The sequence below is a fragment of the Hymenobacter sp. BT559 genome, assembly GCF_017571525.1.
GTDB lineage: Bacteria > Bacteroidota > Bacteroidia > Cytophagales > Hymenobacteraceae > Hymenobacter > Hymenobacter ginsengisoli.
In genome coordinates this window covers 186,152-198,050 of sequence record NZ_JAGETY010000008.1, presented here as the reverse complement: position 1 = coordinate 198,050, position 11,899 = coordinate 186,152, and the positions used below count along the sequence as shown (strand labels likewise).

Annotated in this window: 11 protein-coding genes; 1 reads left to right on the top strand and 10 read right to left on the bottom strand. The window is 61.7% G+C overall.

Annotation, left to right across the window (positions count from 1 at the left end):
- Nucleotides 1-193 precede the first annotated feature (193 nt).
- From J4D99_RS13000 to J4D99_RS12975, 6 genes are all read right to left on the bottom strand, one after another.
- On the bottom strand, nucleotides 194-1,393 hold the full coding sequence (locus tag J4D99_RS13000) for an FtsX-like permease family protein (RefSeq protein WP_208132145.1): 1,200 nt from the start codon (nucleotides 1,391-1,393) through the stop codon (nucleotides 194-196).
- A gap of 34 nt (nucleotides 1,394-1,427) precedes the next feature.
- Nucleotides 1,428-2,681: an ABC transporter permease gene (locus J4D99_RS12995; RefSeq protein WP_208132144.1), complete on the bottom strand. Its 1,254-nt coding sequence runs from the start codon at nucleotides 2,679-2,681 to the stop codon at nucleotides 1,428-1,430.
- Nucleotides 2,682-2,694: 13 nt separating this feature from the next.
- On the bottom strand, nucleotides 2,695-3,420 hold the full coding sequence (locus J4D99_RS12990) for an ABC transporter ATP-binding protein (RefSeq protein ID WP_208132143.1): 726 nt from the start codon (nucleotides 3,418-3,420) through the stop codon (nucleotides 2,695-2,697).
- Nucleotides 3,421-3,450: 30 nt separating this feature from the next.
- A complete protein-coding gene (locus tag J4D99_RS12985) occupies nucleotides 3,451-4,911 on the bottom strand; it encodes a TolC family protein (protein ID WP_208132142.1) in 1,461 nt (486 codons plus the stop codon).
- Nucleotides 4,912-4,913: 2 nt separating this feature from the next.
- The gene (locus J4D99_RS12980; protein WP_208132141.1) at nucleotides 4,914-6,164 is read right to left on the bottom strand and encodes an efflux RND transporter periplasmic adaptor subunit; all 1,251 of its coding nucleotides are present in this window, start codon (nucleotides 6,162-6,164) and stop codon (nucleotides 4,914-4,916) included.
- A 349-nt stretch (nucleotides 6,165-6,513) separates the two neighbouring features.
- Nucleotides 6,514-7,152 carry a sugar transferase gene (locus J4D99_RS12975; protein WP_208132140.1) on the bottom strand — a complete coding sequence of 213 codons (639 nt, stop codon included), beginning with the start codon at nucleotides 7,150-7,152 and terminating at the stop codon, nucleotides 6,514-6,516.
- A gap of 133 nt (nucleotides 7,153-7,285) precedes the next feature.
- Between J4D99_RS12975 and ispE the strand changes: the two genes are divergently transcribed.
- On the top strand, nucleotides 7,286-8,113 hold the full coding sequence (gene ispE / locus J4D99_RS12970; protein ID WP_208132139.1) for a 4-(cytidine 5'-diphospho)-2-C-methyl-D-erythritol kinase: 828 nt from the start codon (nucleotides 7,286-7,288) through the stop codon (nucleotides 8,111-8,113).
- A 21-nt stretch (nucleotides 8,114-8,134) separates the two neighbouring features.
- Here the strand turns inward: ispE and J4D99_RS12965 are convergent, their stop codons facing one another.
- The 4 genes from J4D99_RS12965 to tgt form a co-directional block, all read right to left on the bottom strand.
- Nucleotides 8,135-9,064, bottom strand: a complete 930-nt coding sequence (locus J4D99_RS12965; RefSeq protein WP_208132138.1) for a DMT family transporter — start codon at nucleotides 9,062-9,064, stop codon at nucleotides 8,135-8,137.
- 120 nt (nucleotides 9,065-9,184) lie between these two features.
- On the bottom strand, nucleotides 9,185-10,264 hold the full coding sequence (locus J4D99_RS12960; RefSeq protein ID WP_208132137.1) for an LptF/LptG family permease: 1,080 nt from the start codon (nucleotides 10,262-10,264) through the stop codon (nucleotides 9,185-9,187).
- An 88-nt stretch (nucleotides 10,265-10,352) separates the two neighbouring features.
- The gene (locus J4D99_RS12955) at nucleotides 10,353-10,640 is read right to left on the bottom strand and encodes a GIY-YIG nuclease family protein (protein ID WP_208132136.1); all 288 of its coding nucleotides are present in this window, start codon (nucleotides 10,638-10,640) and stop codon (nucleotides 10,353-10,355) included.
- 97 nt (nucleotides 10,641-10,737) lie between these two features.
- Nucleotides 10,738-11,868 carry a tRNA guanosine(34) transglycosylase Tgt gene (tgt, locus tag J4D99_RS12950; protein WP_208132135.1) on the bottom strand — a complete coding sequence of 377 codons (1,131 nt, stop codon included), beginning with the start codon at nucleotides 11,866-11,868 and terminating at the stop codon, nucleotides 10,738-10,740.
- Between the last annotated feature and the right edge of the window lie 31 nt (nucleotides 11,869-11,899).

Below are 11,899 nucleotides of genomic sequence, written 5' to 3'. Positions count from 1 at the left end.
TTTTGGTTGGATTCGCGGCGGATACCGGGCTAGCGGAGCGTTCGTTACGGGTAGCAACGGAAATAATTTAAGGCGCCTAACTAGCTGGCTGCCCGACCAGATGCCGCAAAGGTGAATTGGGTTGCCGGCAGCTGCCAGAATATTATCCCAACGGCTGCTACCCTTACTTCAACACTTGGCTGGCCGGCTTCGGCTACTCTTCGCGCAAGGCCACGGCGGGCTGAATGCGGGCCGCCAGCTGGCTCGGATAGAGTGCGCAGCCGGCCGCCAATGCGTAGAGGCCCACCGCCGCCAGCCCCATGGCCGCGAGGTATACCCCCGGCTTCACATCGAGCACGCCCAGCAGCGGAAACTGTGCCGCCACCACTAGCCCCAGCACCAGCCCGAAGGTGGTAAGCACTAGTATCTCGCCCAGCACCTGCCCGCTGATGGCCGCCCCGCTAGCCCCCAGCGCCCGGCGCACGCCCAGCTCGCTCCGGCGCTGATTGATGTTGAGCCAGAGCACGCCAAAGAGCCCGAGCGCCACGTTCACGAGCAGAAACACGCACACCACCCCAAGCACGATGGGCAGCGTGAGCAGCAGCTTGAGCTGCGTGAGGCGCTGTTCGGGCAGGCTCACGATAGAGCTGGCCCAGCCGCCGCTGGTGGTGCGAATGTCGTCTTGCAGGCGTTTTTCGAGGGCCGCCCCGCTGCCGGGCTGCACCCGCACCAGCAGGTCGAAAAGCGCCCTGGCCGTGTCCTGGGGGCTTACGTAGCTAAAATAACCGGGCTGGGGCTCGCTCAGCTCGCCCCCGGCGCGGTAAGGACCGGTCACGCCCACCACCTCATATTCCTTGTCCTTGTCTCCTTCAGATGTGCTGTGGATGGCTTTGCCCAGCGCTGACTCGCCGCCCGGAAACAGCTTCGCCTGCGCTAGCTCGGTGATAATGATGGGGCGGCGGTGACCAGCCGCCTCATCGCGGCGGTCGAACCAGCGGCCGGCTACCAGGCGCAGGCCCAGCACATCGCGCAGCTCGGGGCCCGCATCGTAAATGTCGCCGTACACCTTTGGATTGTTGGCACCAGCAGTGTACTCCGTCGTGTTGTTGCTGAACGCAAACGGGGTATTGTCTACGCTGCGTGAGGCCGTGACCACGCCCGGCGTGGCCCGCAGGCGCGCCAGCACGCGCTGCAGCGTGGCATACTGCTCGGCCCGCGGCTGGTTGCCGGGGTTCATATCAATCTCCCACACGTGCTCGTACTCGAAGCCGAGCGGCGCGCGGTAGTTGCTCCACAGGTATACTCCCGTGCTGCCCACTGCAAAGAGCACCACAAAGGCCAGAAAAATCTCCAGAACGAGCAGGCCATTGGCCCGCTTGCGGTTCCACATCAGGGTAAACAGGTGGCGTATCATGGTCCGGTAAGTAAAAGCGAGTAAGAAGGCGTGGCTAGCTACCCGTGTCGCCCTTTAGGGCCCGCACGGCATGTAGCTTCGATATTTTGTAGGCGGGGTACGCCCCCGACAGCACCCCAAAAAACAGCACGATGCCCAGCGCGACGCCAAACACCCGCTCATTTAGCCCCAGGTGCGCATAGGGCAGGAAATGGCTGCTATTGATGAGGGCCAGCACGCCCGCCGCCAGGGCTAGCCCCAGCACGCCACCCAACAGCGTCAGAAAAATATTTTCGACCAGAAACTGCCCCACCAGCCGCCCCGCCGTGGCGCCGAAGGCCTTGCGCACCCCTATTTCGGAGGCCCGCTCCAAGGTGCGGCTCACGTTAATATTGACCAGGTTGAGGGCAGGCAGCAACAAGAATAGCAACCCTAGCCCCAGCCCCATCTGCGTAAAACGCCCCACGCCGCCCTCGGCCGCCCCCTCATTGGTGAAGCGCGACGTGAGCGACGCCAGCACGGTGTGGGCATACGACTCGGTTTTGGCGAAGCGCTTGGGGTCGGGCACGGGCACGTGGGCCATCACCTGCTGGTACTCATCCTTGATGCGGTCCACATCGGCGGGCGAGCGCGCCAGCAAAATGGCCTGGTAGCGGCCGATGTATTCGGGGTTGCGGAGGTTGTCGGTGGTAGTGGTGATGGGTAGCCACACATCAGCATAGGAGTTAATGCGTGAAATGGCCACGTCGGCCACCACACCCACTACTTGGTACGGCACAGCATCGAGCACCACTTGGTGGCCCACTGCGCCGGCCACACTGCCAAAGTAGCGCCGGGCCGTGGTTTCGTTGAGCACGGCCACGTGAGCCGCATCGTGCACCTCGCGTGGGTTGTAAGGCCGGCCCGCCACGAAGTCAAAGTCAAGTACTTGCCAAAACTCGCCATCCGTGAATTTGCGGTCCAGCTTCAGGGTCTGGTTACCCACGTAGGCCACTACAGTGCTGAAGTTGCCCAGGCTGAGCGACACTTTCTCAGGGGTTTTCAGCGGGCGCACGTGCTGGTCGAGAAAAGCGTAGCCCATATTGCCGTTGCTAAGTCCGCCGTCGCGATACACGAGCTTCATACGCGTCACAAATAACAATCTATCTGTGCGCAATTCGGGCTGGTGCGGCCCCACCGTGTAGTCGAACAAGGCATACACCACCAGCAGTATCATCAGCGTGAAGCTGATGCCAAACAAGCTGATGGCGGTGAAGAACTTGCGCCGCAGCAAGACCTTCCAGGCGATTTTGAGATAAGAGAGGAGCATGATTTTCTAAGAATTAAGCCACCTGGCGGCCGTCGAAAAACCGGATGAGGCGCTGGGTCTTCAGGGCCTGCTGCTCGTCGTGGGTCACCATCACGAGGGTGGTGCCCTGGTCGCGGTTGAGGCCTAGTAGCAAATCCATTATCTCCTCCCCCATCACCGAGTCGAGGTTGCCGGTAGGCTCATCAGCCAAGATGATTTCGGGCCGGCCGGCCAGTGCGCGGGCAATGGCCACCCGCTGCCGCTGCCCACCCGAGAGCTGCGCCGGAAAGTGATTGGTGCGGGCATTGAGGCCCACCTGGTCGAGGGCCGCCAGGGCCCGCTTGCGGCGCTCGGCGCCACTAACGCCCGGACGGTAGAGCAGCGGCAGCTCCACGTTGTCGCGCACCGAGAGGTCGTTTATCAGGTGGTAGCTCTGAAAAACGAAGCCGATTTTGTGGTTGCGCAGCCCGGCCAGCTCTTTGTCAGAATAAGAAGTCACCGGCCGGCCATCAATCTCAATGGTGCCGCTGCTGGGCTCGTCGAGCAGGCCCATGAGGCTGAGCAAAGTTGATTTGCCGCAACCGCTAGGCCCCATCACCGACACAAATTCACCCCGAGCTATGCTGAGGTTGACTTCGCTGAGGGCGATGGTTTCGATGGTCTTGGTCTGGTAGACCTTTTCAATATTGGCCAGCCGGATAACGGGCGGCGTAGCGCCCGCAGGCGCAGTGAGGGGCGAATTGATGGGCGAAGGCTGCATGAGAAAGAAGTAGAAAAGGCGAGAAAAAAGCTACTCAGCCGCTAGGGCCTGCTGGGTTTCAAAATCAAATAAAGTGAGTCCGCGCAGGCTATAGTAAGCTACCCAGCCGGCGCGCAAGGCCAGGATGTAGCTGCGCCGCGCCACGTCCTTGGCCGCCGAGGCCAGGGTGAGGTCGGTGAGGCTGAGGCGGCCGGCCTCGTAAGTAGCGCGGGTGATGGCGTAGCGGCGCTGGGCTATGGTGTCGGCGCGGGCGGCCAGGCGCGCTTGGCTGGCCAGGGCCGGCACCTGGCGGGCCTGCGTAAGCACGGTTTGCTCGAAGCTGCGCTCGTCTTGGGTCACAGCGGCCTGAGTTTGGTCGCGGGCCAGCTCGGCGGTGCGCACCGTGGCGCGGCGCCGACCCCAGTCCACGAGTGGCAGCGAAAACGCTAGGGCCACCTGCTGCTGGTTTTGCAAGGCAGCGTAGCTATCGAGCAAGTAGGGCGCCTGATTTACGTAGCCGAAGTTGGCCGTGAGCGTGGCCAAAAAGCCGGTGGTTCCGCGCGCCTGGGCTACGTCGCGGGCCGCTTGCAGCTGCCGCCGGGCAAAGGCCAGCACGGCCGCCCGGTGCTGCCGGGCTTGGGCCAACGCCTCGGCGGGCACCACCGGCGGAGCTGGCGCGGCAGTAGGCACGGCCAGGGCCGGTGCGACGCTGGTTTCGGGGCTGGGCAGGGCACAGTAGGTGCGCAGGCTTACGGTGGCGGTTTCGGCATCGAGCAGCGCCTGGGTCTGGGCCTGCTGGGCATTGAGCAGGTTAAGCTCGAGCTGCAGCAGGTCGCTTTGGGAGAGGCGGCCCAGCGCGTATTTCTCGCGGCCCACGCGCAGCAGCTCGGCGGCGGCCTGGGCGTTTTGGCCCGCTACGGCGGCATTCACCTGCTGCAAGAGCACGTCGAAATACAGCTCCGTGACGCGCTGGGCAATGGCTTCGCGGTCTTCGAGGTACTGGCGCTGGCTTTCCTGATACAGCAGCGGCGCGATGCGACGGCCCCATTTCAGGCCATTGAAGTACCCTAGCGGCTGGGTCAGGCCCAGGGTAAAGGGCTGGTTATTGTAGCGCTTCTCGGTGCGAATAAAATCGTCGAAGCGCTGCACCTGCGAGCCAACCACTACCTGCCCGCCGGTAAGACCGATGTTTTGGGTCAAATTCACCGCTAGGGTCGAATTATTGTAACGCACCGACTGAAAAGCCGTGGTGCCATCGGGCTGCACCACCGGAATAATGGCCCGGCTGAAGCTTGGCACCACCCCTTGCAGCGCCAGCTGGGGCCGGTAGCTGGCCTGGTAGGCGCGGTAGGCCCAGTAGCCGCCCTCGCGGGCTGCGCGAGCCTGTTGGCTCGCCGCCGAGCTCGCCAGCGTTTGCTGAATGAGCGCGGGCAGGGTCAGCGCCTCCTGGGCGGCGGCGGGCAGGGCTAGCCAACTTCCGAGCAATAAAAATCCGTAACGCAGCGCTTTCATAGTTACTGGCTAATGGCTAGGGCCGGCGTGTCGGCGAAGGTTTTGGTGTCCGATACAATGATTTCGTCGCCGGGCTGTAAGCCGCTCAGCACCTGCACGTAGTCGGTGTTGCTGTCGCCGAAGCGCACCACCCGGCGCACGGCCCGGCCGCCGGCCAGCACAAACGCCGGCTGCTCCTGCCCGCCCTGGTAGAAGGGACCATTCTTGACACGCAGCACGCCCCGGTGAGCGCGGGTCACCACAAATACATCGGCACGCAGATTGGCGCGCAGGGCCGGGTAGTGGTCGTTGGCCAGGGTAGCGTAGAAGGTCACCACGCCCTTATCCACAGCAGGGCTGATGCTGGCTACGGTGCCGGGCAGGTCGGTGCCGGGGCCTAGCCGCACGCGCACCGCATCGCCGGGGTGCAGCTGGTCGGCGTAGGCATCGCTAATGGTGGCGCGCACCCGGTAACGGCTGAGGTCGGCTACCCGGGCCAGGGCATCGCCGGCCTGCACGGTGGCGCCCAGGTTGTCATTGACCCAGGTAAGCACGCCCGGCAGCTGGCTGCTGATGTCGGCCTGGCGCAGCTTGGCGGCCTGCTCGGCTATGCTGCGCTGCTGCATCGACACGGTGTAGCCCAGCTCGCGGCGGTCGGCGGCGCTGGACTGGCGCTGGTTGCTGAGCTGCTGGCGCAGGCGCTGGGCTTCGAGGCGGGCGGTGCGCAGGTTGAGCTCGGCCTGGCGCACGGCCTCGGCCGTGCCGCCGCCTATTTCGAGCAGATGCTGCTCGTCGCGCAGGGCCGATTGCAGGCTGCTCACTTTCAGGTCCTGGGCCTGCTGCTGGGCTTGCAGGTCGGTGAGGCTGCGAGCCAGGGCTAGCCCCAGCTGAGCGTTTTTGTTCTGGTTACGCAGCTGCTCGTCGTCTAGCTTGGCCAGCGTCGAAGCGGCCAGGTCTTTGTCGAGCTCCACAATGGTTTGGCCGGGCTGCACCCGGGCACCCACCGCCAGCGCCACCCGCCGCACCGTGCTTTGAATGGGGCTAGTGATGACTACCTCACGGCCCGGAATAACCGTACCGGCCGCCGTGAGCGTGGCATCCACATCGCCGGTTTCGACCGGGGCAGTGAGGATATCGACGCGCCGCAGGCTAGGCTGAATGAGGCTGCGCAGGCCCAGCGCAGCCGCCAGCAGCGCGACCAATGCGCCAACACCCAGCAGCCAGTAGCGAAGCTGGCGACGGTGCTGCGTAGCGGGGGAGATAACTCTGTCCATTGGTGGGCAGCTAGGGGGTAAGTTCCTACTACCTAAGCCAAGGCCCGTGCCATTTAAATAATCATTTGATTGTCAGATTTTTATTTAAAAATTACTAGTTAATGCACTGGCGAAACCTGTCCATTTCTGAACACCCTGCCCACGGCCGAACACCACCCCCGTATTTATACCTAGCATCTTTATGCTATTGCGCGCTGCCTGCTTCACGCCTGACCTTTGCCGGCACAATCACACTCTTTCTTTGCTATGTACAAGCTTACCTTCTTACTGCGGAGTGCCGCGCTGCTCGGCTTGCTGGCGGCAGCTCGCTACACATAGCGGGCTGCTGCCTCGGGCTTAGGTTCGGGGCTCACTCGGCACTCACTGCTTCATTGCCTTCCTTCTGCGGCGCGCTGCCGCGAAAGGGGGGCATTGTTGCTTCACCGGCGGCCGCCACGCCGCGCTGGCCCAGCACCCGGCCCGCCGTGCGCCACAAGATGCGCAGGTCGAGCGCCAGGCTTTCGTGGTCCACGTACCAATTATCCAGCTCAAATTTTTCTTCCCAGCTGATGGCGTTGCGGCCATTCACCTGGGCCCAGCCCGTAAGGCCGGGGCGCACCAAATGGCGGCGCGCCTGCCGGGGCGAATACAGCGGCAGGTACTGTGGCAGCAGCGGCCGGGGGCCCACCAGGCTCATATCACCGCGCACGATGTTCCAGAGCTGGGGCAGCTCATCGAGCGAGGTAGCGCGCAGCCAGCGGCCTAGCGGCGGCAGGCGCTGGGCATCGGGCAGCAGTTCGCCGGTAGCCGGGTCGCGGGCAGCGGTCATGGTTTGCAGCTTAAAGAGCGTGAAAAGCTGCCCGCCCAAGCCCGGCCGCGGCTGCCGAAACAGCCAAGGGCCGCCATTCTGGCCAGCGGCCAGTGCGGCACCCAGCGCCAGCAGCGGCGCCGTGAGCACCGCCAGGGGCAGGGCCACGGCCAGGTCGAGCAGGCGCTTGCCAGGGTACATAACAGCAGTGAGCAGTGAATAATGAACAGTGAGCAGTTCAGCCTGGAGCCAATAGCCTGCTTTTCTTTGCGCGAAGAAAAAGGGTATCCGGCCGACAGTCAAGTTGCTCACTGTTCATTATTCACTGCTCACTGTGCTTTCCTTCCCCAACGCCAAGCTCAACCTGGGCCTCTACGTGACGGCCAAGCGGCCCGACGGCTACCACGCGCTCGAAACCGTGTTTGTGCCCCTACCCTGGGCCGATGTGCTCGAAGTGCTGCCCGCCCCCAAAGGCCAGTTAGCCTCCGACCTCTTGCTCACCGGCCGGCCCATTCCCGGCGAGGTAGCTACCAACTTGTGTCTCAAGTCATACCAGCTGCTGAAAACTGATTTTCCCGCCTTGCCCGCCGTGCAAATGCAGCTGCACAAAATCGTGCCCATTGGTGCGGGCCTAGGCGGCGGCTCGGCCGATGCAGCGTTTGCCCTGCGCTCCCTAAACGACCTTTTCGGGTTGAATCTGACCACCGAACAGCTCGAAAGCTACGCCCGCCAGCTAGGGGCCGATTGCGCGTTTTTTATCCAAAACACGCCCCGGCTAGCCCTGGAAAAGGGCGACATATTCGAGCCCATCAACTTGAATTTGACCGGCACGGCTTGCATAGTCGTGTATCCGGGGCTGCACATCAGCACGGCGCAGGCCTTTGCGGGCATTGTGCCGCAGGCGCCGGCCCAGCCACTACGCGCGGCGCTGGCCGAGCCGATGGCCAGCTGGCGCACCACAGTCTTCAATGATTTCGAAAAATCGCTGGCCCCCACCTATCCGGTCCTGGCCGAACTAAAGCAGCAGCTTTATGCTGCCGGCGCTGCCTACGCTAGCCTTTCGGGCTCGGGCTCAGCAGTGTATGGCTTATTTCCGGGGCTAGCGGAGGCGCCGGCCTTGGCGTGGCCTAGCGAGTACCTGGTGTGGCGGGGTATGTTGTAAGATGCGGAACTGGCCCGTGCCCTAGGCAATGACATCTACTGCTTGCTTTCGGGCGCGGCGCTGGTTCCACTGGTCGAGCACCGGATGCACCAGCACACTGGCCAGGATGAGAATGGTGCCGATATAAAACCCACTCGACATTTTCTCCTGCCCAAAGCCCGGCACGCCCAGTACGAACATAATCTGCGCCAGCACGATGCCGTAAACGGGCTCCAAATTAATAGTCAGATTTACGACAAAAGCCGAGATACGCTTCATCAGCTCAACCGACGAGGAGAACGCGTACACCGTGCATACGCCAGCCAGCAGCAACAGCCAGAGCCAGTCGAGGCCGTGCCAGGCTAGCTGCAAACCCTGGCCGTGGGTGAAGTAGTTGCTGTAAATGGGGAAGAACAGCACGATGCTCACGCAGGCCCCCAGCATCTCATAAAACGTGAGCCGCACCGGCGCGTGGCGCTTCACCAACTGCGAGTTGAGCACGCTGAATAGCGCCGACAAGCCCGCCGACGCCACCGCCACCAGCAAGCCGGTAAGCTGCGTAAACTCGGCCTGCGAGATGAGGTAGAGGCCCAGCATGGCCAGCAGCCCCAGCCCCACCTCGTAGGGCCGCACGCGCCGCCACAGCAGCAGCGGCTCGAGCAGCGACGTCCAGAGCGCCAGCGTGGCTAGCCCCGCCAAGCACACACTAACGGAGGAAAGGCGCGCGGCCAGGAAAAACGTAATCCAGTGCGCCGCTACCAGCGCGCCCACGCCCAGCAGCTTCAACGCCTCGGCGGGCGCCACGCGCCAGCCCGTGCGCCGCGCCAGCAGCAAGCCCGCTAGCCCTGTGCTGGCCAGCAGCGTGCGCCAAAACACCAGCTCGACCGGCGGCACCGTGAGCAGCTTGCCCAAAATGGCCGTGAAGCCCCATAACAGGACGATGAAATGCAGCTTAAGGTAGTCTTTTAACATACTTCTGTCATGCTGAGCTTGCGAAGCATCTTATCACGTTCGCGTCGCTCGGGTTCGTAGTGCTGACGAAGGCAGCCGTGATAAGACGCGTCCTTCGTCAGCATGACAAACGGGTATTTTTTACTTTGGCACTACCCGATACAGGAAAAGCCCGATGACCGTGAACACCATGCCCGGCACCCAGGCCGCCAGCATGGGCGGCACCGAGCCCACCGAAGCCAGGTTGCGCGAGAGCATCACGAAAATGATGAAAATGAAGGCCAGCACGAAGCCCAGCGCGATTTGGCCGCCCACGCCGGCGCGGCTCTTGCGCGCGCTCAGTACCACCCCGATAAGCGTTAGAATGATGGTATCGAAGGGGTAAGCGTAGCGCTCGTACTTCACGCTCAGGTACTGCGCGGTGTCGGAGGCACCCCGAAATATCTTTTCCTTAATCAGCTCGTTGAGCTCGGGCGAAGTCAGGGTTTCGGCCAGGCGGTAGGTGCTGGCAAAGTCCTTGGGGTAGAGGTTGAGCGTGGTATCGCGCGGCGGAATAGTTTGCAGCGTTTCGCCGGTCTGGCCGTGAAAGGTGCGCACGGTCTGCTGCGTCAGCTTCCAGGCCTGCTTGGTCGAGTCCCAGGTAATGGCATCGGCCGTGAGGCGGCGGTGCAGAATGGTGCTGTCGATGGTTTCGAGCGCAAAATGGTAGCCCACGTTGTGGTCGGCGTCGTAGCTCTCCAGATAAGCATAAGTGCGCGGCCCGATTTTGACGTGAATGTTGCGGCCCTCGTATTTCCAGGGCTCCTGCACCACTCCATTCTCAAATTTCACTATCTGCTTAGTTCCCTTAGGGATAACCCAACTGATGAGCCCAAATGTGAACACCGCGATAATGCCGGCCCCTGCGGTGTAGGGCAGCAGCAGCCGCTCGAAGCTCATGCCGCTGGCCAGCATGGCCACCAGCTCGGTGCGCGCCGCCAGCCGCGAGGTCACGAACACCACCGCAATGAAGATGGTAATCGGGGCTAGCAGGTTGGCAAAATACGGAAACAGGAAGATGTAATAGTGCGTGAAAACATACCAGAACGAGAGACTATGGTGCAAAAAGTCGTCGTTCTTTTCCGTGTAGTCAATCACGCATATCACCGACACGAGCATGATGACCGTGAAGAAAAACGCGGTCAAAAACTTGCCAATGATGTATTTATCGAGAATTTTCATTCGGCTACCCAAATTTTCGGCGCAAAAAATCGTTTGTCCTTGCGAGCGCAACGAAGTGGAGCGCGGCAATCTTTCCTTGTCAGCTGCTTTATTCGCCAGGCTCCGTCAAATCCTTCCAGTAAGGATTATTCGCATTAATCAGTGCCAACTTCTTAGGCCGCGAACCAGCTTTCTGTTGCTTCTCACGTTCAATGGCAGCCATAATGCTAGGTGATTCTTCGAAATACATCAGCTTATCTACTTTGTACTTCTTTGTAAACCCTTCGTGCACAGCAGCCTTATGTTCGGCTACACGGCGCATCAGGTCGTTAGTTACTCCGATATAGAGTACGGTGTGGTTTTGGTTGGTGAGGATGTAGACATAGTAGACTTTCATGCGAGCGTCGTTTTTACACGAAGGAAAGATTGCCGCGCTCCACTTCGTTGCGCTCGCAAGGACAGGATATATTGTGCCGTCAGCCGGCTAGCCCTGCTTACAACCGCCGCATCAGCTTTTCCACCATCACCGCTTTCCACGCCGCAAACGTGCCGGCCACAATTTGCTTGCGGGCTTCTTTCACCAGCCACAGGTAAAAAGTGAGGTTATGCTGCGAGGCAATCTGGGCACCTAGTATTTCCTTCGAGTGAATGAGGTGGCGCAGATACGCCTTGCTGTAAAACGTGCTTACGTGCCCCCCTAGCGCTTCATCGATGGGCGAAAAGTCGTCGGCCCATTTCTTACTGCCCACATTGATAATGCCCTGCGTCGTAAAAAGCATGCCGTTGCGGGCGTTGCGGGTCGGCATCACGCAGTCGAACATATCGACCCCTAGCGCAATGTTTTCCAATATGTTAGCAGGCGTACCCACGCCCATGAGGTAGCGCGGCTTGTCTTTGGGCAGGATGTCGCAGACCAGCTCGGTCATCTCGTACATGAGCTCGGCGGGCTCGCCCACGCTCAGGCCGCCGATGGCGTTGCCGGCGCGGCCCTGCTCGGCAATGAACTCGGCCGACTGCTTGCGCAAATCCTTGAAAGTGCTGCCCTGCACAATAGGGAAAAGATTTTGCTCGTAGCCGTAGAGCGGCTCGGTGCTGTCGAGGCGCTGAATGCAGCGTTTGAGCCAGCGGTGCGTCATATCCAGCGAGCGGCGGGCATAGTCGTACTCACAGGGCCAGGGCGTGCACTCATCAAATGCCATGATGATATCGGCCCCGATGCGGCGCTGAATATCCATCACGCCTTCGGGCGAAAACAGGTGCTTACTCCCGTCGATGTGCGAGCGGAAGGTTACACCCTCTTCCTTAATCTTGCGGGTGCCGCTGAGCGAAAATACCTGGTAGCCGCCACTGTCGGTGAGGATGGGCCGGTCCCAGCCGTTGAATTTGTGCAGGCCGCCGGCGGCTTGCAGCACGTCGAGGCCCGGGCGCAGGTAGAGGTGGTAGGTATTGCCGAGGATAATCTGGGCCTGCACGTCCTGCTTCAGCTCGCGCTGGCCTACAGCCTTCACGGTGCCGGCCGTGCCGACGGGCATAAAAATGGGCGTTTCGATGGCGCCGTGGGCCGTGGTGAGGTGGCCGGCGCGGGCTTTGGTGCCGGAGTCGTGGGCTAGTACGTCAAACTTCATTCTGCCAAAATTACCGCCGGCTTACCTTTGC

What these genes read in the sequence shown, in the direction of transcription:
- J4D99_RS13000 (WP_208132145.1), bottom strand. Translation starts at nt 1,393, where the DNA reads ATGATACGCCACCTGTTTACCCTGATGTGGAACCGCAAGCGGGCCAAT.
- tgt (WP_208132135.1), bottom strand. Translation starts at nt 11,868, where the DNA reads ATGAAGTTTGACGTACTAGCCCACGACTCCGGCACCAAAGCCCGCGCC.
- J4D99_RS12995 (WP_208132144.1), bottom strand. Translation starts at nt 2,681, where the DNA reads ATGCTCCTCTCTTATCTCAAAATCGCCTGGAAGGTCTTGCTGCGGCGC.
- J4D99_RS12965 (WP_208132138.1), bottom strand. Translation starts at nt 9,064, where the DNA reads ATGTTAAAAGACTACCTTAAGCTGCATTTCATCGTCCTGTTATGGGGC.
- J4D99_RS12960 (WP_208132137.1), bottom strand. Translation starts at nt 10,264, where the DNA reads ATGAAAATTCTCGATAAATACATCATTGGCAAGTTTTTGACCGCGTTT.
- J4D99_RS12955 (WP_208132136.1), bottom strand. Translation starts at nt 10,640, where the DNA reads ATGAAAGTCTACTATGTCTACATCCTCACCAACCAAAACCACACCGTA.
- J4D99_RS12975 (WP_208132140.1), bottom strand. Translation starts at nt 7,152, where the DNA reads ATGTACCCTGGCAAGCGCCTGCTCGACCTGGCCGTGGCCCTGCCCCTG.
- J4D99_RS12990 (WP_208132143.1), bottom strand. Translation starts at nt 3,420, where the DNA reads ATGCAGCCTTCGCCCATCAATTCGCCCCTCACTGCGCCTGCGGGCGCT.
- J4D99_RS12980 (WP_208132141.1), bottom strand. Translation starts at nt 6,164, where the DNA reads ATGGACAGAGTTATCTCCCCCGCTACGCAGCACCGTCGCCAGCTTCGC.
- J4D99_RS12985 (WP_208132142.1), bottom strand. Translation starts at nt 4,911, where the DNA reads ATGAAAGCGCTGCGTTACGGATTTTTATTGCTCGGAAGTTGGCTAGCC.